General features: G+C 66.3%; 16 protein-coding genes and 2 tRNA genes. 10 read left to right on the top strand and 8 right to left on the bottom strand.

The window, feature by feature from the left end; all coding sequences use genetic code 11:
• Window positions 1-279: 279 nt before the first annotated feature.
• Genes ruvC through amgK form a run of 3 tightly spaced genes read right to left on the bottom strand, consistent with a single transcriptional unit; the run spans window position 280 to window position 2545 of the window.
• The gene (gene ruvC / locus FURADRAFT_RS19305; RefSeq protein ID WP_008955857.1) at window positions 280-810 is read right to left on the bottom strand and encodes a crossover junction endodeoxyribonuclease RuvC; all 531 of its coding nucleotides are present in this window, start codon (window positions 808-810) and stop codon (window positions 280-282) included.
• A complete protein-coding gene (gene murU / locus FURADRAFT_RS19300; protein WP_008955856.1) occupies window positions 807-1508 on the bottom strand; it encodes an N-acetylmuramate alpha-1-phosphate uridylyltransferase MurU in 702 nt (233 codons plus the stop codon). Before murU ends, ruvC begins: the two co-directional genes overlap by 4 nt.
• On the bottom strand, window positions 1505-2545 hold the full coding sequence (gene amgK, locus FURADRAFT_RS19295) for an N-acetylmuramate/N-acetylglucosamine kinase AmgK (RefSeq protein WP_008955855.1): 1041 nt from the start codon (window positions 2543-2545) through the stop codon (window positions 1505-1507). Before amgK ends, murU begins: the two co-directional genes overlap by 4 nt.
• Window positions 2546-2618: 73 nt before the next feature.
• On the opposite strand from amgK, the gene FURADRAFT_RS19290 reads away from it, so the two are divergent.
• The 8 genes from FURADRAFT_RS19290 (at window position 2619) to FURADRAFT_RS19255 (ending at window position 15153) form a co-directional block, all read left to right on the top strand.
• Window positions 2619-4832 (top strand): LPS-assembly protein LptD, encoded by a 2214-nt coding sequence (locus FURADRAFT_RS19290; RefSeq protein ID WP_008955854.1) that lies wholly within the window; start codon window positions 2619-2621, stop codon window positions 4830-4832.
• Window positions 4829-6115 carry a peptidylprolyl isomerase gene (locus FURADRAFT_RS19285; RefSeq protein ID WP_008955853.1) on the top strand — a complete coding sequence of 429 codons (1287 nt, stop codon included), beginning with the start codon at window positions 4829-4831 and terminating at the stop codon, window positions 6113-6115. The genes FURADRAFT_RS19290 and FURADRAFT_RS19285 overlap by 4 nt, the downstream gene beginning before the upstream one ends.
• Complete coding sequence (pdxA, locus tag FURADRAFT_RS19280; protein ID WP_008955852.1) at window positions 6112-7110, top strand: 4-hydroxythreonine-4-phosphate dehydrogenase PdxA; 999 nt, start codon at window positions 6112-6114, stop codon at window positions 7108-7110. The genes FURADRAFT_RS19285 and pdxA overlap by 4 nt, the downstream gene beginning before the upstream one ends.
• 405 nt (window positions 7111-7515) lie before the next feature.
• Complete coding sequence (locus FURADRAFT_RS19275; protein WP_008955851.1) at window positions 7516-11367, top strand: DUF3683 domain-containing protein; 3852 nt, start codon at window positions 7516-7518, stop codon at window positions 11365-11367.
• A gap of 129 nt (window positions 11368-11496) precedes the next feature.
• Window positions 11497-11859, top strand: coding sequence for a 5-carboxymethyl-2-hydroxymuconate Delta-isomerase (locus FURADRAFT_RS19270; protein WP_008955850.1), 363 nt, complete (start codon window positions 11497-11499; stop codon window positions 11857-11859).
• Window positions 11860-12009: 150 nt separating this feature from the next.
• Complete coding sequence (locus tag FURADRAFT_RS19265; RefSeq protein WP_008955849.1) at window positions 12010-13623, top strand: methyl-accepting chemotaxis protein; 1614 nt, start codon at window positions 12010-12012, stop codon at window positions 13621-13623.
• Window positions 13624-13747: 124 nt separating this feature from the next.
• Window positions 13748-14152, top strand: a complete 405-nt coding sequence (locus FURADRAFT_RS19260) for an HIT family protein (protein ID WP_008955848.1) — start codon at window positions 13748-13750, stop codon at window positions 14150-14152.
• A gap of 161 nt (window positions 14153-14313) precedes the next feature.
• The gene (locus FURADRAFT_RS19255) at window positions 14314-15153 is read left to right on the top strand and encodes a sulfurtransferase (protein ID WP_008955847.1); all 840 of its coding nucleotides are present in this window, start codon (window positions 14314-14316) and stop codon (window positions 15151-15153) included.
• Between the two features lie 83 nt (window positions 15154-15236).
• On the opposite strand, the gene FURADRAFT_RS19250 is transcribed toward FURADRAFT_RS19255, so the two are convergent.
• Both FURADRAFT_RS19250 and FURADRAFT_RS19245 read right to left on the bottom strand, forming a co-directional pair.
• Entirely contained in the window at window positions 15237-15833 is a 597-nt protein-coding gene (locus FURADRAFT_RS19250; protein ID WP_008955846.1) for an RBBP9/YdeN family alpha/beta hydrolase, read from the bottom strand.
• A complete protein-coding gene (locus FURADRAFT_RS19245) occupies window positions 15833-16609 on the bottom strand; it encodes an exodeoxyribonuclease III (RefSeq protein ID WP_008955845.1) in 777 nt (258 codons plus the stop codon). Before FURADRAFT_RS19245 ends, FURADRAFT_RS19250 begins: the two co-directional genes overlap by 1 nt.
• Before the next feature lie 71 nt (window positions 16610-16680).
• Here FURADRAFT_RS19245 and pyrE point away from each other — a divergent pair, with 71 nt between their 5' ends.
• Both pyrE and FURADRAFT_RS19235 read left to right on the top strand, forming a co-directional pair.
• Complete coding sequence (gene pyrE / locus FURADRAFT_RS19240; protein WP_008955844.1) at window positions 16681-17325, top strand: orotate phosphoribosyltransferase; 645 nt, start codon at window positions 16681-16683, stop codon at window positions 17323-17325.
• A gap of 2 nt (window positions 17326-17327) precedes the next feature.
• Window positions 17328-17921 carry a DUF4124 domain-containing protein gene (locus tag FURADRAFT_RS19235; RefSeq protein WP_008955843.1) on the top strand — a complete coding sequence of 198 codons (594 nt, stop codon included), beginning with the start codon at window positions 17328-17330 and terminating at the stop codon, window positions 17919-17921.
• A gap of 52 nt (window positions 17922-17973) precedes the next feature.
• Here FURADRAFT_RS19235 and FURADRAFT_RS19230 read toward each other — a convergent pair whose 3' ends face one another.
• The 3 genes from FURADRAFT_RS19230 to FURADRAFT_RS19220 form a co-directional block, all read right to left on the bottom strand.
• Window positions 17974-18297 (bottom strand): hypothetical protein, encoded by a 324-nt coding sequence (locus FURADRAFT_RS19230; RefSeq protein ID WP_008955842.1) that lies wholly within the window; start codon window positions 18295-18297, stop codon window positions 17974-17976.
• A gap of 258 nt (window positions 18298-18555) precedes the next feature.
• Window positions 18556-18631: transfer RNA gene (locus tag FURADRAFT_RS19225), tRNA-Lys, on the bottom strand.
• Between the two features lie 11 nt (window positions 18632-18642).
• A tRNA-Lys gene (locus FURADRAFT_RS19220) sits at window positions 18643-18718 on the bottom strand.
• Window positions 18719-18800 lie beyond the last annotated feature (82 nt).

Here is an 18800-nt window from a genome sequence, read left to right as displayed (position 1 = left end):
CGAAGACCGGCGTCAAACTGTCATGCTGCCACAGTCGGCACGGCTTGTTGAGCTGGCCGCGGCGGCGCCTGTTCTCAGAGCTTGCGAAAGAAATCGTCGCGAGCGGCCCTCAGCGGGGCGAAGAGCAGCACAGGAACCGGAATGGACTGGAGTCCATGAGGATTCCGCATCGCTGAGCGAATCGCTGTCTGCACATCTTTCGATGTGCCCGGCAATAGATTCGCACGCAGGGCACATGAGTCCCGATCAGGGACGCGCAGCAGATTTATTCACAAGAACTCAGGCCAGCCGGCCGCCTTTGACCCTGAGACCTTGACGGGTGAAGGCGGCGACGGCGGCGTGGCTGTGGTTGGCGTGCGCCAGCGCCACCGCCAGCGCGTCGGCGGCGTCGGCCTGCGGCGTGCCGGACAGGTTCAGCAGGCGCACGATCATCGCCTGCACCTGCTCCTTGGGTGCCTTGCCGTGCCCGACCACCGACTGCTTGACCTGCAGCGCGGTGTACTCCGCCACTGTCAGCTGCTTCAACACCAGCGCCGCCAGCACCGCGCCGCGCGCCTGTCCCAGCATCAGCGTGGCGGCCGGGTTGACGTTGACGAACACCTGCTCCACTGCGGCCTCGCCGGGCCGGTAGGTATCGACCACGCCAAACAGGCCGTCGACAATGACCTTGATGCGCTCGGCCAGCGGCGCACCCTGCGGGGTGCGGATGCACCCCGAGGCGACGTAGTGGCGCTGCTGGCCGATGACGTCGATGACGCCGAAACCGGTGATGCGGCTGCCGGGGTCGATGCCGAGGATGCGTCGGCTCACCGCCCGACCCAGCCGCGCGCGATGGCGTCGGCTTCGGCCAACCTTTCGGCGGTACCGACGTCGAGCCACAGCCCGTCGTGGCGCGCGCCGCTGACCCGGCCCTCCGCCATCGCCGCGCGCAGCAGCGGCGCCAGCTTGGCCGGCTGGTGCGGCGGCGTGGCGGCGAACAGCGCGGGATGGTAGGCGGCGATGCCGGAGAAGGTCAGACCGACTCCGTCGGTCGGGCTGGCCGACAGACGGCCGTCGGCCATGAGGCCGAAGTCGCCGCCCGGATGGTGCGGCGGGTTCGGCACCAACAGCAGGTGCGCCAGCGCCGCATGGCCGTCGAGCCGTGCCGCGGCGTCGGCCAGGGCGGCGAAATCGATATCGGTCAGCACGTCGCCGTTGACCACGATGAATGGTGCCTCGCCCAACAGCGGCAAGGCGGTGGCGATGCCGCCGGCGGTCTCCAGCGCGGTGCCTTCACGCGAGTAGGCGATGCGCACGCCGTAGGCCGCGCCGTCGCCCAACACCGCCTCGATGCGCTCGCCGAGCCAGGCGTGGTTGATGACGAGCTCGGTGATGCCGGCCGCGCGCAGGCGCTTGATATGCCAGCCGATCAGCGGCTCGCCGCCCACCGGCAGCAAGGGCTTCGGGGTGTGGTCGGTGAGCGGGCGCATGCGTTCACCGCGCCCGGCGGCCAGGATCATCGCCTTCATTCGTCGTCCGCCACGAGGCGGGTGGCGCTGAATACCGAACCGAGGCTGTCATCGTCCTCGTCCTTGCCCACCAGCTGCACCAACAACTGGTAGAGCGGCGCGAGCTCCTGGTAGCGACGCGTGGTCTTCTTCAGATACTTGAGGAAGCGCGGAATCTCGCCGCGGTACTTGTCCTTGCCGTCACGGTGGTAGAGACGGGCGAAGATGCCGGCCACCTTGAGATGGCGTTGCACCCCCATCCACTCCACGTCGCGCCAGAAAGCGTCGATCTCGGCCGGCACCGGCAGGCCGGCGGCACGCGCCTTCTCCCAGTAACGCACCGCCAAATCGAGCACGAAGGCCTCGTCCCACTCGATGAAGGCGTCGCGCAGCAACGACACCAGGTCATAGCTGATCGGACCGTACACCGCGTCCTGGAAATCGAGCACACCCGGCTTGCCCGGGGTCAGCATCAGGTTGCGCACGATGAAATCGCGGTGCACGAACACCTTGGGCTGCGCCAGCAGCGCCGGCAGCAGCGCCTTGACGCCGGCATCCCACAGCTGACGCTGGGCATAGTTGAGGGGCTGCCCCAGCTCCTTGGCGCAGAACCACTCCGGGAACAGGTTGAGCTCGCGCGTCAGCAGCGCCTCGTCGTATTCCGGCAACACCCCGGGGCGGCTCGCCTGCTGCAGCTCGATCAGGGTATCGATGGCCTCCAGCAACAGATGCTGGTGCACCACCGGACGCTCGTCGTGCAAGAGCGCCGAGAGATAGGTCACGCGCCCCAGGTCCTCCAGCAGCATGAAACCCTGCTCGCGGTCGCGCACCAGGATTTCCGGCACGTTCACCATGGCGAACAGCTCGCGCACCTGGACGTAGGCGTCGGTGTTCATCTTGTCCGGCGGCGCATCCATCACGATGCGGCTCGTGCCATCCGGCAGGGTGACGCGGAAGTAGCGGCGGAAGTCGGCGTCGGCGGCGGCGAACTCCACCGTCAGCTCGGTGTCGGGATAGAGGCCGGCGAGCCAGCCTTTGAGCAGTTCCAATCGTTGCATGTCGGTTCGTTGCGGTGCTGATAGAATTGTGCGATTTTATACCGCTGATTGCCCCCGAGATATGGCTTTGTGCATGGCACGTTTACAACCCACCCCGCTGACGCTGGCGCTCGCCGCCGCGTTCTCCCTCTCGTCGGTCCAGGCAGAAGAACTGAACACCGCGCCCGCAGCCGGTCAGACCCAGCTCAGCGCCGACGAACTCAGCGGCCAGATGGACAACGAAATCAAGGCCCGCGGCAACGTGGTGGTACGCCGTGACGACCAGACGCTCACCGCAGACTGGCTGGAGTACTACCAGGCCAAGAACCGCGCCCGCGCCGGCGATCACTTCACGCTGACTCAATCCAGCAGCCGCGTCTCCGGCACCCAGCTCGACTACGACCTGGCCAACCGCACCGGCACCGCCGAACAGCCCGACTTCGCTGCCGCCGAGGGCCTGCGCACCTTCCGCGGCAACGGCGAGCGCGCCGAATTCCTCGGCCGCGACAAGTACCGCCTGCTGCAGGCGCGCGCCAACACCTGCAGCCCGGGCGACGACTCCTGGTACCTCAAGGCCTCCAGCATCGACCTCGACTACGGCAGCAACGTCGGCGAAGCCCACAACGCCCGGCTCGAATTCCAGGGCGTGCCGATCCTGTACACGCCCTGGATCGACTTCCCGCTCGACGGCGGCCGCAAGTCCGGCGTGCTGGCACCCACGTTCAAGACCGGCAGCAACGGCACCGAACTGAGCATCCCCTACTACTGGAACATCGCGCCCAACTACGACGCCACGATCACGCCAGGTTACAACGACAAGCGCGGCGCCATGCTCGGCGCCGAATTCCGCTACCTGCAGCCGGATTACCAGGGCGAGATCGCCACCACGCAGATACCGGACGACCACGAGGCCGGGCGCAGCCGCTACGCCTGGAGTGCCAAGCACTCGCAAAACCTCGGCTCCGGCTTCAACCTGGGCTACAACGCCAACTACGTCTCCGACGACGACTACTTCAACGACTTCGGCAGCCGCCAGGACATCGCCTCCGGCACCAACCTGGTACGCGAAGCCTGGCTAGGCTACGGCTCGGAGTGGGACAGCGGCACTTTCAACGCCCAGCTCAAGGCGCAGCGCTACCAGACGCTGCAGGAATCGACCACCCCGGTCGACGTGCCCTACGCCCGGCTGCCACAGCTCACCGCCAGCGCCAACCAGGAACTGGGGGCGGGCCTGTCGGCCAACCTGCAGGCCGAGCTGACCCGCTTCACCCACCCCACCAAGCAGGAAGGCAGCCGCCTGGTCAGCTACCCCAGCGTGACCTGGTCGCTGGACCAGAGCTGGGGCTACCTTCGTCCCAAGCTCGGCGTGCACTACACCCGCTACAGCCTGGACGATTTCGGCAGCGACAAAGCGCGCGAGGTAACGCGCACCCTGCCTATCTTCAGCACGGATAGCGGCCTTTACTTCGACCGCCCCACCACGCTGTTCGGCAGCAACTACATCCAGACACTGGAGCCGCGCCTCTACTACCTGAACATCCCGAGCAAACAGCAGAACGACCTGCCCAACTTCGACAGCTCGGAGAACAGCATCGACTTTGCCCAGCTGTTCAACGAGAACCGCTTCTCCGGCTCCGACCGCATCAACGGCGCCAACCAGCTCACCGCGGCGCTGTCCACCCGTTACCTCGACGACAAGACCGGCAGCGAACAACTGCGGCTGTCGGTGGGGCAGGTGTTCTACTTCAGCCGGGACAACCTGACGCTGAACGGCACCACTACCGAGCGCAGCACCCAGAGTTCGGACCTGCTATTCAGCGCGGCCGGCCAGCTCACCCCGAGCTGGCGCTTCGACAGCCTGTACCAGCACAACCAGGAGCTCAGCAAGACCGAGCAGTACAACCTGCAGCTGTTCTACACCCCCACGCCCGGCAAGACCGCCAGCATCCGCTACCGCTACGACCGCTCCACCGACGTCGGTAACGCCGACGGCACTCCCGGCCCGTTGCGCCAGGTCGATATCGCCGGGCAGTGGCCGCTGGCGAAGAAGTGGTACGCCGTGGCGCGCTACAACTACTCGCTGCAAGACAAGAAGCCACTGGAACAACTGGCCGGCTTCGAGTACAACGACGGCTGCTGGACCGCCCGCGTGGTCGGCCAACGCTACGTGTCTTCCAGCACGGCGACCAAGAATGCCGTCTTCCTGCAACTGGAGCTGAAAGACCTCGGCGGTATCGGCAGCAACCCGCTCGACACCCTGCGACTGGCCATCCCCGGCTACAGCAAAATCAACGACATACGCCAATGACCATGAAGAAAACCCTGCTTGCCCTGTTGATTGCCACCACCCTCGGCACGGCCTACGCGGCCCCGGTACGCGCGGTGGACCGCATCGTCGCGGTCGTCAACAAGAGCGCCATTACCGAGAGCGACCTGCAAAAACGCATCAAGGAAACCGTCATGGAACTGGAGGCGCGCAAGGTCACGCCCCCGGCCCCCGACGTCCTGGCGCGCCAGGTGCTGGAACAGATGATCACCGAAGAGGTGCAGGTGCAGTACGCCACCAGCAATGGTGTACGCGTCAGCGACGACGAGCTGCAGCAGACGCTGGAGCGCCTGGCCAGCCAGAACAAGCTGACGCTCGAGGCGATGAAGGCACAACTGGCCAAGGAAGGCGTCACCTTCGACAACTTCCGCGAGCAAATCCGCCGCCAGATTCTGCTGTCCCGCCTCAAGGAGCGCGAAGTCGAGTCGCGCGTGAACGTCAGCGACACCGAGGTCGAGCAGGTTCTGAAGAGCGAGCAGACCGCCAACCGTTCCGAATATCGCCTGGCCAACATCCTGGTGAGCGTGCCGGAGCGTGCCGACGCCAAGCAGATCGATGCCCAGTCGCAAAAGGCGCACAAGGCGCTGGCCGAACTGGATGCCGGCCAGCCGTTCGCCAAGGTGGCGGCGGCCTACTCCGACGCCCCCAACGGCCTCAAGGGCGGCGACCTGGGCTGGCGTCCGGCGTCCAGCCTGCCGCTCGACTTCACCAAGCTGCTGGAAACCATGCAGCCCGGCAGCCACACCACCGTGATTCGCAGCCAGCAAGGCTTCTTCATTTTCCAGCTGCAGGAAAAGCGCAGTGCCGACACCCCGCTGATAGTCGAGCAGTACCACGTGCGCCACATCCTGTTGCGCACCAACGAGGCGGTTTCCGAAGCCGACGCCAAGACGCGTCTGCTGCAGATTCGCGACCGTATCGAGCGCGGTGCGAGCTTCGAGGAAATGGCCAAGCTCTACTCCGAAGACGCCAGCAACACCCGCGGCGGCGATCTGGGCTGGGTCAATCTCGGCGACACCGTCCCGACCTTCGAACAGGCCATGACCTCGCTGCCGCTGAATACCGTGTCCCAACCGGTGCGCTCGCCGTTCGGCTGGCACCTGATCAAGGTCGAAGGCAAGCGCACCCAAGACGTGGCGCAGGATCGCGAGAAGATGATGGTCAAGCAGCAGATCCGCGCGCGCAAGATCGACGAGGCCTACCTCGACTGGGTACGCCAGCTGCGCGACTCGGCCTTCGTCGACGACCGCCTGGAAGAAAAGTGAGCCGCCCGCCCGTCATCGCCATCACCGCCGGCGAACCGGCCGGCATCGGCCCCGAGCTGGTCTTGAGGTTGGCCGAAGCCCCCGGCGCCAGCCGACGCGTGGTCATCGCCGACCGCACGCTGCTGGCCGAACGGGCGCGTCTCTTGGGTCTGCCGCTCACGTTGGCCGACTACCGGCGCGAGGCCGCGCCGGCGCCCGGCACGCTAGAAGTGCTGCACGTGCCGCTCGCGGCCCCGAGCCGTCCCGGCGTGCTCGACGCCGCCAACGGCCGCTACGTGCTGGCCACCCTGGTTGCCGCCATCGCCGGCTGCATGGCGGGCGAGTTCGCTGCCATGGTCACGGCACCGGTGCACAAGGGCGTGATCAACGACGCCGGCGTGCCGTTTTCCGGCCACACCGAGTACCTCGCCGAGCAGACCCATACCCCGCGCGTAGTGATGATGCTGGTCGGCGGCGGCATGCGCGTGGCGCTCGCCACCACCCACCTGCCGCTGCGCGCCGTGCCCGACGCCCTCACCCCCGCGCTCTTGAGCGAGGTGCTGCAGATCCTGCACGCCGACCTGGTCGGCAAGTTCGGCATCGCCGCCCCGCGCATCCTGGTGGCCGGGCTCAACCCGCACGCCGGCGAAGGCGGCCACCTGGGGCGCGAGGAAATCGAGGTGATCGAACCGGTGCTAGCCACGCTGCGCGCCGGCGGCATGCACCTGATCGGCCCGCTGCCGGCCGACACGCTGTTCAACCCCGACAAGCTGGCCCAGGCCGACGCGGTGCTGGCGATGTACCACGACCAGGGCCTGCCGGTGCTCAAGCACGCCAGCTTCGGCCAGGGCGTCAACGTCACGCTGGGGCTGCCCATCGTCCGCACCTCTGTCGACCACGGCACCGCGCTGGATCTCGCCGGCAGCGGCCGTGCCGACCCCGGCAGCCTGTTCGAGGCGCTGGCGCTGGCCGAAACCCTGGCCGCCCGCCACGCCGCACCAGGCCCGGCCCGATAAGGCGTCGCCGGGAGAGTGGCCGGGCCTGAACCCCGGCCCTTCGCCTGCGTCTTAAAGCCTGTTCGAGGTCTTTTTGCGGCGGAGGTCGGGCTCTGCCGGATGCAGCGTTAGAACAGCGTCTCGCCGCCGTGTCATTCCCTGCCAGGGACGAACCGCGACGCGATGCGCCGGCCGTCACGCCACGCCGCCCGCGGCACGCAGCTCAAGCGCCAGGACGCCCCGCCTCCGTGGCATCGCGAGCCTCCCCACCCCCTCAACCCGAGGTACGCATTGTCCGACAATCGCCAATTCAGCCGCATATAGCCGACGACGCTATAACCATGACGTGAGCGGCATTTTTCGCGGCGCAGCAATTGCGGTAAAATTTGTCGTTATTATCCAAAACCTTGTCGAGTCCAGAGCACGATGAACGCCACCGCCCACCAGCGCGTACGTGAGATTCCCTACAACTACACCTCTTTTTCCGACCGTGAAATCATGATCCGCCTCTTGGGCGAGGACATGTGGCAGCTGTTGGAATCGCTGCGCGGCGAGCGCAAGACCGGCCGTTCCGCCCGCATGCTGTTCGAGGTGCTGGGCGACATCTGGGTGGTGGACCGCAACCCCTACCTGGTCGACGACCTGCTCGACAACCCCAAACGCCTGGCGGCGCTGACCGGGGCGATGCGCCATCGCCTCGCCGAAGTGGAAAAGCGCCGCGTCGGCAACGACAAGGTGGGCCAGCTCTTGGCCGCCGCCGGCAACGCCGTGACCCGCTTCGAGCAGCAGTTCAACGACACCCGCGAGCTGCGTGCGCGCATCCTGAAGCGCCTGACGCGTCACACCCGCAAGGACAACATCCTGTTCGACGGCTTGGCGCGCGTGTCGCACGTCACCGATGCCACCGACTGGCGCGTCGAATACCCGTTCGTGGTGCTGTGCCCGGACAGCGAGGCCGAGATCGCCCCGCTGGTGAAGGCCTGTATCGAACTCGGCCTGACCATCATCCCGCGCGGCGGCGGCACCGGCTACACCGGCGGCGCCGTGCCGCTCGACCGCCTGTCGGCGGTGATCAACACCGAGAAGCTCGACCGCCACAACGGCGTCGAGTACATCACCCTGCCCGGCCTCACCGGCCGCCACCCCACCATCCAGTGCGGCGCCGGCGTGGTGACGCGCCGCGTCGAGGAAACCGCCCACGCCGCCGGCGTGGTGTTCGCGGTCGACCCGACCTCGGCCGACGCCTCCTGTATCGGCGGCAACGTGGCGATGAACGCCGGCGGCAAGAAAGCGCTGCTGTGGGGCACCGCGCTCGACAACCTGGCCTCGTGGAAGATGGTCGACCCGGACGGCAACTGGCTGTTCATCGAGCGTATCGGCCACAACTTCGGCAAGATCCATGACGTCGACACCGCCACCTTCCGCGTCAGCAAGCTGGCCGACGACGGCCAGACCGTGCTGGAGAGCCGTGAACTGGCGATCCCCGGCCGCACCTTCCGCAAGGTCGGCCTGGGCAAGGACGTCACCGACAAGTTCCTCGCCGGCCTGCCCGGCATCCAGAAGGAAGGCTGCGACGGCATCATCACCAGCGCGCGCTTCGTGCTGCACCGCATGCCCAAGCACGCCCGCACCGTCTGCCTGGAATTCTTCGGCACCGTGGCGCAGGCCACCCCCGCCATCGTCGAGATCACCGACTACTTCAAGGCCGGCGGCGCCGGTCTGGCGGCCGGCGTGCAACTGGCCGGCCTGGAGCACCTCGACTGGCGCTACGTGCGCGCCGTCGGCTACGCCACCAAGGCCAAGTCCAAGGGTCGGCCGAAGATGGTGCTGATCGCCGACATCGTCTCCGACGACGAGAACGCCGTGGCGGAAACCGCCAGCCACGTGGTCAAGCTCGCCAACGCCCGTTCCGGCGAAGGCTTCATCGCCGTCACCGCCGAGGCGCGCAAGAAGTTCTGGCTCGACCGCGCCCGCACCGCCGCCATCGCCAAGCACACCAACGCCTTCAAAATCAACGAAGACGTGGTGATCCCGCTGCCGCGCCTGGGCGACTACTCCGACGGCATCGAGCGCATCAACATCGAGCTGTCGATCGCCAACAAGGTGCGCCTCCTGGACCAGCTCACCGAGTACTTCCACGGCCGCCTGCCGGTGGATGCCGAGAACAGCGCGGTGTCGGCCGACGAGCTGATCGGCGAGCGCCGCCAGAGCGCGCTGGAGCTGATCGGCGCCGTGCGCACGCGCTGGCAGTGGCTGCTCGACCACCTCGACGCGCCGCTCGCCGACTACCGCACGCAGTGGCCGGAGGCCCCGCTGGAAGAGGCTTCGGCCAACCCCGCCTCGGTGTTCATCGCGATGCGCGACTTCCAGCTGCGCGTGAGCTGGAAGCAGGAACTGCTGGCCGACCTCGAGACGCTGTTCTCCGGCAAGACCGACGCGCCGATCCTGGCCGCGATCAAGGCCATCCACCAGAAGGTGCTGCGCGGCCGCGTGTTCGTGGCGCTGCACATGCACGCCGGCGACGGCAACGTGCACACCAACCTGCCGGTCAACTCCGACGACTACGACATGCTGCAGACCGCGCACCACGCCGTGGCGCGCATCATGGCGCTGGCGCGCGGCCTCGACGGCGTGATCTCCGGCGAGCACGGCATCGGCATCACCAAGCTGGAATTCCTCACCGCCGAGGAAATGGCGCCGTTCGCCGCCTACAAGCAGCAGGTCGACCCGAACGGCCACTTCAACCGCGGCAAGCTGTTGCCGGGCGCCGACCTGTCCAACGCCTACACCCCGTCGTTCGAGCTGCTGGGTGCCGAATCGCTGATCCTCGAGCAGTCCGACATCGGCCAAATCTCCGCCTCGGTCAAGGACTGCCTGCGCTGCGGCAAGTGCAAACCGGTGTGCTCCACCCACGTGCCGCGCGCCAACCTGCTGTACAGCCCGCGCAACAAGATTCTCGGCACCGGTTTGCTCACCGAAGCCTTCCTCTACGAGGAACAGACCCGGCGCGGCGTCAGCTTCAAGCACTTCGACGAGCTGTCCGACGTGGCCGACCACTGCACCGTGTGCCACCGCTGCGTCAAGCCGTGCCCGGTCAAGATCGACTTCGGCGACGTGTCGGTGGCGATGCGCAACTTCTTGCGCAAGACCGGCAACAAGAAGTTCAACCCCGGCACCGCGCTCGGCATGACCTTCCTCACTGTCAAGGACCCCGCCACCATCAAGGCGATGCGCGTCGGCATGATCGACATCGGCTACAAGGCGCAGCGGCTCGGCCACAACCTGGCCAAGAAGTTCGGCCTGATCGGCAAGCAGAAGGAGCAGCCGCCGGCCACGCTCGGCAAGGCGCCCATCAAGGCGCAGGTGATCCACTTCATCAATCGCCCGATGCCGGGCGGCCTGCCGAAGAAGACCGCGCGCGCCCTGCTGGACGTCGAGGATCCGAACGTCGTGCCGGTAATCCGCAACCCGCAGGTGGCGGAAGACGCCGAGGCGGTGTTCTATTTCCCCGGCTGCGGCTCGGAGCGCCTGTTCAGCCAGGTCGGCCTCGCCACCCAGGCGATGCTATGGCACGTCGGCACCCAGACCGTGCTGCCGCCGGGCTACCTGTGCTGCGGCTACCCGCAGACCTCGGCCGGCCACGCCGACAAGGGCGAGCAGATCACCACCGAGAACCGCGTGCTGTTCCACCGCCTGGCCAACACGCTCAACTACCTCGACATCAAGACCGTGGTGGTGAGCTGCGGCACCTGTTACGACCAGCTGACGCAGTACCGCTTCGAGGACATCTTCCCTGGCTGCCGCATCCTCGATATCCACGAGTACCTGATGGAGAAGGGCGTCAAGCTCGACGGCGTGAGCGGTCAGAAGTACCTGTACCACGATCCCTGCCACACCCCGATCAAGGCCTACCAGCCGCTCGATGTGGCCAACAACCTGCTCGGTGGCGGCGTCAAGCTCAACGACCGCTGCTGCGGCGAATCGGGCACCTTCGCGGTGAGCCGCCCGGACATCTCCAGCCAGGTGAAATTCCGCAAGCAGGAAGAAATCGAGAAGGATCTGGCGCTCCTGACCGAGGGCCAGCCGCAGGAGAAACCGGTGAAGCTGCTGACCTCCTGCCCGTCCTGCCTGCAGGGCCTGTCGCGCTACGGCGAGGACACCGGCACCGAGGCCGACTACATCGTGATCGAGATCGCCAAGCACGTGCTGGGCGAAAACTGGATGCCCGAGTACGTCGAGAAGGCGCGCAACGGCGGCATCGAGCGGGTACTGCTGTAAGCGCTCCGCGCCAGGAAAAAGCGGCCTGCCTGGGCCGCTTTTTTTATTGTCGACGCCCCCCGCCGCTCACCACCCCGCCGCGCGCCTGGCTCGTCTATCATGACATTTCCCCCCACCCGGAGCCGCCGCATGCCTCACCTCACGCTCGACTACAGCAGCAACCTCACCACGCTCGACGCCGACCGCACCCTGCTGGCGCTGAACCGCCAGCTGGTCGAGTCCGGACAATTCGCGGAAAACGACATCAAGAGCCGGGCCTGCCGGCTGGAGCACTACCGCATCGGCATCGAGCCCGCGCCGCGCGCCTTTGCCCACGTCACGCTGGCACTGCTCTCCGGACGCACCCCCGAGTGCAAACAGGGGCTGTCCGCCAGCCTGCTGGCGGTGCTGCAGCGCGCCGGACTGACGCTGCCCGGCGCCGAAGTGCAGCTGAGCGTCGAAGTCCGCGACATGGAGCGTGCCAGCTACAGCAAGGCCGTTATCGGCGACTGAATCCAGCCCGGCCCCTGCTCGAGATCACCCGGCGCCGCCGCGCCGGGCGCCGTTCCCGCCCCCTGGGTAATCCCTTCATTACACCATGCAGATGGCCTATACTGGCCCGCGGACGGTCCACCGCACCGTCACGACAATAAAGGGGAGAGAATGAAAATCGCACACCGGCTGATGATCCTGATCGCAGCCGCCATCATCGGCAGCGTCTTCATCGGGGGTATGGCGCTGCAGCAGTTGGGCACCGTTCACCAGAGCCTCAAGACCGTCAACGAAGACACCATCCCCAGCCTGCGCAAGCTGGACAATGTCATCATCGAATTGCTGGCGATGCGCACCAGCATCCTCAACCACATCCTGACCACCGACTCCAACCAGATCCAGCAGCTGGACAGCGTGCTCAAGCAGCAGCGTCAAGCGCTGAACAAGGCGCTCAAGGACTACGAGGGGCTGATCGGCAGCGACGAGCGCGACCTCACCCTGTTCAAGGCCTCTTCCAATTCGCTGCAAGGCTATCTGAAGGAAGCGGACAAGGCCGTAGAACTGTCCGGCCTGTACCGCAAGGACGAAGCCTACGCCAAGCTCAACCAGCTCAAGGTACTGGGTGACCAGACCGTGGCCGCGCTCAACCAGGAACTGGAATACAAGGTACAACAGGCCCAGCAGCGCTCCGACAGCGCCGACAATACCGTGCAGCAGGCCAAGCTCATCGTCGGCGGCGCCGTGCTGGCGATCCTGCTCCTGACCGGCCTGCTGGGCTGGCTGATCGCCCGCCAGATCAGCGTCGGGCTGGCCAACGCCCAGGGCACCATCAGCGCCATCGAATCCTCTCTCGACTTCACCCGCCGTGCCGAAGTGCACGGCAACGACGAAGTCAGCCAGACCCTGCGTGCCTTCAATCAGCTCATCGCCCGCCTGCAGGACAGTCTGCGCAACCTGCAAACCGGCGTGCAGGAAGTGGGCCAGACCTCGTCCGAACTGCTCGGCGCCTCACAGCAGGTCGCCAAGAGTTCCGGGGCGCAGAGCGAGTCGTCCTCGCACATGGCCGCCTCGGTAGAGCAAATGACCGTCAGCATCAGCCACGTCGCGGAACGCGCCGGCGAAGCCCGCCAGCTCTCCAGCGAAGCCGGCGACCGCGCCGAGAGCGGGCGCCAGGTGATCGGCCAGACCGTCAGCGACATTCATTCCATCGCCGCCGCGGTGGATACCGCCGCCGAAGACATCCGCCAGCTCGACGCCAAGAGCAAGGAGATCGCCTCGGTGATCAACGTCATCCGCGACGTCGCCGACCAGACCAACCTGCTGGCGCTCAACGCCGCCATTGAGGCGGCGCGCGCCGGCGAATCGGGCCGCGGCTTCGCCGTGGTGGCCGACGAGGTACGCAAGTTGGCCGAACGCACCGCCGCCTCGACGCAGGAAATCGGCACCATCATCGGCGCCATCCAGAACGTGTCGGGCAGCGCGGTCGAGCGCATGCAACACGCCGTGGCACGGGTGGAACAGGGCGTCTCCGGCGCCAACTCGGCGCAGCAGTCGATGGGCAGCATCTCCGAGTCGTCCGGCCACAGTGTGCGGCTGGTAGCCGAGATCACCGCCGCGATCCGCGAACAGGGCGAGGCGACCACCACCATCGCCCAGCAGGTGGAACAGGTGGCGCGCATGGCCGAGGAGAACAGCAGCGCGGCGACCCAGGCGGCGGCGCTGGCCGAGCGCCTGGAAGAGGTCTCCGGGCGCATGCGCCAGGTGGTCAGCGCCTACCGGCTGTAACCCCTGCCCAACGCCGAGCCACCACCCGGCCGCCGTCGAGTGGCGCGGTACGACAGCGGCCGGCGATGCCGGCCGCTACAATGAAGCATTCCCTCACTCAATTTTTAGCGCGGATTCCCCCGACATGTATTGTGAACTCTGCTCCTCGCCGGCCGGCAACATCCTGTTCGAGGACGATCGCCTGCGGGTGGTGCTGGTCGACGAACCCGGCTACCCGGGCTTCTGTCGCGTCATCTGGAAGGCCCACGTCAAGGAAATGAGCGACCTCGCCGCCGCCGACCGCCAGCACCTGTTCGACTGGCTGCTACGCACCGAGGTCGCGGTGCGCCAGGTGATGAAGCCGGACAAGATCAACCTGGCCAGCCTCGGCAACATGGTGCCGCACCTGCACTGGCACGTGATCCCACGCTTCCAGAACGATGCCCATTTCCCCAGTCCGATCTGGGCCGGGGCGCGCCGCAGCGGCGCCGACCATGGTCAGCCGGACCTGGCGCACAAGCTGATCGCCGCACTCAACGCCGTCCCCTGAGGCTCCGTCATGACGCCCGGCTGGCCGCCACCCGGCCGCTCTGGGTAGGCTGATCGTCGAGTCTTTGGCATCGCGCTCCGCCGCGCGTTCCAGCGGTGCGCGACACTGCCGTCAGCCGCCTCCCCCACGTCTTCCCCGTGCCCCCTTTATGGAGAGCCATCATGTTTACCACGCTGATTTCCGCCAGCGAACTCGCCGCCCTGCCGGCAGCCGAGCGCGTCGTGCTGGATTGCCGCTTCCAGCTCAGCGACCCTGATCATGGCCATCACGCCTACAACAAGGGGCACATCCCCGGTGCCCACTATCTCAACCTCGACTACAACCTGTCCGGGGCCAAAACCGGCCGCAACGGTCGCCATCCCTTGCCCGAAGGGCAGCGTCTCGCGGTCGATCTCGGTACCTGCGGCGTGAAGCTGGGCAGGCAGGTGGTGGTGTACGACGACGCCGGCGGCATGTTCGCCGCGCGCGCCTGGTGGCTGCTGCGCTGGCTGGGGCATGAAGCCGTCGCCGTGCTCGACGGCGGGCTGCCGGCCTGGCTGGCGATGGGGGGGGAACTGACGCGGGACGTGCCGCGTCGCCACACCCAGCGCTACATCAGCCATCCCGCGCTGGCGCAGGCCGTCAAAGTCGACGCGGTGGCCGCCAACCTGCGCGAACCCGCCTTCGTGCTGGTGGACGCCCGCTCACCGGAACGCTACCGCGGCGAGGGCGAGACGCTGGATCCCGTCGGCGGCCACATCCCCGGCGCGCTGAATCGCTTCTTCATGCGCAACCTGGACGAAGACGGCCGCTTCAAGGACAAGGACAGGTTGAAACAGGAATGGATTGCGTTGCTGGGTGCGCGTGACGACTGGTCGGAGGTGGTGCACCAGTGCGGCTCCGGCGTCACCGCCTGCGTCAACCTGCTGGCGATGGAGCACGCCGGCCTCACCGGCAGCCGGCTCTATCCCGGCTCATGGAGCGAATGGTGCAGCGACCCCACTCGGCCGGTGGAACGCTGAGCCTGCCAAGATGTAAAAAAAGCCATCCGCTTCACCCTGGATGGCTTTTTGCTGGCTCCGGCACCTGGAGGGCTCGCCCCACCCTACGCCAGCATCAGCCGCTGCAGCAAGCGCTGCCCCTCCTGCCAGCTGCCCAGCCCCGCGGTACTGCCCATGTGGCCGGCGTGGCCGGCATCCACCAGCGTCACCCCCCAGCCCTGCGCCATGCGCTCGGCTTCGGCAAACTCGCAGAACAGGTCGTCGTGGCTCGCCACCATGATCGCCGGGCACGGCAGGCGCTGCACCCAAGGTTGGCCGAAGCCGGAGAAATCCGGTAGCGGCGCCCCGGCCGGCAATTCGCCGCTGGCCAGCGCGCGTTCCGGCGTGATCGGCAGCGCCGGCGGCGCCACCAGCAACAGCCCCTTGACCTTGCGCTGTTCCAGCAGCGACGCCGACAACAGCCAGGCCACCGCGGTGTGGCAGCCCAGGCTGTGCGCCGCGATCACCACCTTGCCGTCGATCTCGTCCAGCGTACGGGCGAGCGCCGCCACCCAGGCGTCGCGCTCCGGGTACAGCCAGTTCTCCTGCTCCACGCGGCGCGCCAGCGGGTAGCTGCGCTCCCACAACGTCTGCCAATGCTGCGGGCCGGAATTGCCCCAGCCCGGCACCGTGAGCAGGAAGATATCCTCGTCGTCGAACATCACAGCGTCCTGTCGTAGTCCACGATCAGCGGAGCGTGATCGGAAAATTTCTCGTCCTTGTACACCGACGCCGCGCGCGCACACTCCATCATCGACGGCGTAACGATATGGTAGTCGATGCGCCAGCCGACGTCCTTGGCGTAGGCCTGGCCGCGGTTGCTCCACCAGGTGTAGCCCGGCACCTCGGGATAAAGCCGGCGCCACACGTCGTGCCAGCCCCCCTCCCCGAGCAACTCGCCCATCCAGGCGCGCTCCTCGGGCAGGAAGCCCGAGTTCTTCAGATTGCCCTTCCAGTTCTTCAGGTCGATCTCGTTGTGGGCGATGTTCCAGTCGCCGCAGATCACGATGTCGCGCCCGGCCGCGCGCAGTTCGTTCAGGTGCGGCATGAACACGTCGAGGAAGTCGAACTTGACCTGCTGGCGCTCGTCCGAGCTGGAGCCCGACGGCAGGTACAGCGACACCACCGACAGTTCGCCGAAATCGAGCTGCAGGTAACGCCCCTCGGCATCGATCCAGCCGATGCCCAAGCCTTCCACCACCGCGTCCGGCTCGTGGCGCGAGTAGATGCCCACGCCGCTGTAGCCCTTCTTCTCGGCGCAGTGGAAATAGCCGGTGAGGCCGTCCGGGGCCTGCATCCGCGGCGACAGATCGCCCGGCTGCGCCTTCAGCTCCTGCACGCACACCAGGTCGGCCTGGCTGCCGGCCAGCCAGTCGAAAAAGCCCTTCTTGTCCGCCGAGCGGACGCCGTTGAGGTTGGCCGAAACGATTCGAAGCAAGACAGTCTCCCGTGTTATCCTTCCCGCCAAAGGCAGGTTTTTCAAATGGTTAATGTTTCAAAGAGGTCGATATGAGCGATTTCCGCCAGGATTTTATTCGTTTTGCGCTGGACAAGCAGGTACTGAAGTTCGGCGAATTCACCACCAAGGCGGGTCGGAAATCACCCTACTTCTTCAACGCCGGCCTGTTCAACGATGGCCTGTCCACATTGAACTTGTCGCGTTTTTATGCAAAAGCGATAATGAACGGCAAGGTCGAATTCGACATGCTGTTCGGCCCGGCCTACAAGGGCATCATACTGGCTGCCGGCGCCTCGATGGCGCTGGCCGAAGCCGGCCGTAACGTGCCCTTCGCCTACAACCGCAAAGAAGCCAAAGACCACGGCGAAGGCGGCGTGCTGGTCGGCGCCCCGCTCAAGGGCCGCGTGCTGATCATCGACGACGTCATCTCCGCCGGCACCTCGGTGCGCGAGTCGGTCAAGCTGATCCGCGACGCCGGCGCCGAACCGGTCGGGGTCGCCATTGCGCTCGACCGCATGGAACGCGGCAGCGGCGCCCTGTCCGCGGTGCAGGAAGTCGAACAGGCCTACGGCCTGCCGGTGGTTGCCATCGCCACCCTGAAAGACCTGCTGGCCTTCCTCGAAGACAGCCCCGAGCTGGCGGCCAATCTGGACGCCGTACGCGCCTATCGCGCCCAATATGGAGTGAACGACTGATCATGCCACGTCTTGCCGGACTACTGCTCGCCCTGCTACCGCTAACCGCCCTGGCCGGCGGCACGCTTTACAAATGGGTCGACGAATCCGGCAAGGTTCACTACAGCGATGCCCCACCGCTGCAGACGCCGCGCGGCCTGGTCGAACTCAACCGTCAAGGCAATGTCACGCACTCGGTGGAAACGCCCCAGGAGCGCACGGCGCGCGAGGCTCGCGAAGCGGCCAGCCAGGCCGAGGCGGCGCGCCAGCGCTACCAGGCCCGCTACGACAAGGGGCTCGTCGAAAGCTACCAGTCGGCAGACGAACTGCGCAGCGAACGGGAAAGACAACTCGCCGTGCAGCAGAGCATACTCAACGGCCTGCTGGCCGACCGCAAAACGCTGCAGCAGAACATCGCCCAGCAGACGCGCCAGATCGAGGCGCTGCAGAAAGGCGGCAAGCCGCCCCAGCCCACCCTGACGGCCAACCTCGGGGTACTGCGCCAGCAAGCCGCCAACCTCGATGCCGCCATCAGCAGCCGGCAGAGCGAAATCGCCAGCCAGGCCAAGAAGATGCAGGCGGACCTAGAACGCTACCGCCAGCTCACCCAGCACTGATCGCAACGAAGGGGGCGCACTGATGCCCCCTTCCCTTTTTTGATGCGCGCTGTCAGCGCACGACGCCTTCCTTGTGCTGCCAGGCCTGTTTCAGATTTTTCTCAGCGGCCTGCAACTGGCGCGTCGCGCTCTCCGCGGCAGCCGACGCCTCACCCACTTCCTTCTCGCGCCGCTGCAGTTCGTTCTGGGCATCCGCCAATCGTGCCTCGGCCAGCTTTTTGGCCTGCTGTGCCGCGTCCAGACGCCGCTGCGCCGCGTCGGCGCTGCGGCTCGCCTGCTGGTACGCCATCTGGGCCGACAGCACCTCCTCTTCCGGCGTCTGGGCCCAGACCAGTCCAGACAATAACAACAGGCAGCCGGCAGTGCGCTTCAACATGACAACTCTCTCTAATGGGAATATCGCGGAATTATGCGACAGTAGCCAATGACATAACAATGCCAAGGCGTCGCGTGCCGACATTGCCTGATGGCCTAATCTCGTCGTGGACAAACCAGGCAGTGAGCGCGCTCATGGAAGATTGAAGGTCTGCGTGCTGCGGGTATGGCTGACAGCGTCACAACGCGTGACACCAATCTGCGGGGTTAAAAAGCAAAAAGCCTAGTCTGATCGACTAGGCTTTTTGTTTTCGGCATCTGGTGGGTCGTGCAAGATTCGAACTTGCGACCAACGGATTAAAAGTCCGCTGCTCTACCAGCTGAGCTAACGACCCTTCGGCGTCGATGGTGGGTCGTGCAAGATTCGAACTTGCGACCAACGGATTAAAAGTCCGCTGCTCTACCAGCTGAGCTAACGACCCATCGAGCCTCGGTGGTGGGTCGTGCAAGATTCGAACTTGCGACCAACGGATTAAAAGTCCGCTGCTCTACCAGCTGAGCTAA

The organism is Pseudogulbenkiania ferrooxidans 2002 (assembly GCF_000174355.1).
GTDB classification, from domain to species: Bacteria; Pseudomonadota; Gammaproteobacteria; order Burkholderiales; family Chromobacteriaceae; genus Pseudogulbenkiania; species Pseudogulbenkiania ferrooxidans.
The sequence above is the reverse complement of the archived record's forward strand: the minus strand, read 5'-3'. Positions and strand labels throughout refer to the sequence as shown.

What these genes read in the sequence shown, in the direction of transcription:
- FURADRAFT_RS19285 (WP_008955853.1), top strand. Translation starts at nt 4,829, where the DNA reads ATGACCATGAAGAAAACCCTGCTTGCCCTGTTGATTGCCACCACCCTC.
- pyrE (WP_008955844.1), top strand. Translation starts at nt 16,681, where the DNA reads ATGAGCGATTTCCGCCAGGATTTTATTCGTTTTGCGCTGGACAAGCAG.
- murU (WP_008955856.1), bottom strand. Translation starts at nt 1,508, where the DNA reads ATGAAGGCGATGATCCTGGCCGCCGGGCGCGGTGAACGCATGCGCCCG.
- FURADRAFT_RS19270 (WP_008955850.1), top strand. Translation starts at nt 11,497, where the DNA reads ATGCCTCACCTCACGCTCGACTACAGCAGCAACCTCACCACGCTCGAC.
- FURADRAFT_RS19235 (WP_008955843.1), top strand. Translation starts at nt 17,328, where the DNA reads ATGCCACGTCTTGCCGGACTACTGCTCGCCCTGCTACCGCTAACCGCC.
- FURADRAFT_RS19230 (WP_008955842.1), bottom strand. Translation starts at nt 18,297, where the DNA reads ATGTTGAAGCGCACTGCCGGCTGCCTGTTGTTATTGTCTGGACTGGTC.
- FURADRAFT_RS19255 (WP_008955847.1), top strand. Translation starts at nt 14,314, where the DNA reads ATGTTTACCACGCTGATTTCCGCCAGCGAACTCGCCGCCCTGCCGGCA.
- FURADRAFT_RS19265 (WP_008955849.1), top strand. Translation starts at nt 12,010, where the DNA reads ATGAAAATCGCACACCGGCTGATGATCCTGATCGCAGCCGCCATCATC.
- FURADRAFT_RS19290 (WP_008955854.1), top strand. Translation starts at nt 2,619, where the DNA reads ATGGCACGTTTACAACCCACCCCGCTGACGCTGGCGCTCGCCGCCGCG.
- FURADRAFT_RS19250 (WP_008955846.1), bottom strand. Translation starts at nt 15,833, where the DNA reads ATGTTCGACGACGAGGATATCTTCCTGCTCACGGTGCCGGGCTGGGGC.
- amgK (WP_008955855.1), bottom strand. Translation starts at nt 2,545, where the DNA reads ATGCAACGATTGGAACTGCTCAAAGGCTGGCTCGCCGGCCTCTATCCC.
- FURADRAFT_RS19260 (WP_008955848.1), top strand. Translation starts at nt 13,748, where the DNA reads ATGTATTGTGAACTCTGCTCCTCGCCGGCCGGCAACATCCTGTTCGAG.
- FURADRAFT_RS19275 (WP_008955851.1), top strand. Translation starts at nt 7,516, where the DNA reads ATGAACGCCACCGCCCACCAGCGCGTACGTGAGATTCCCTACAACTAC.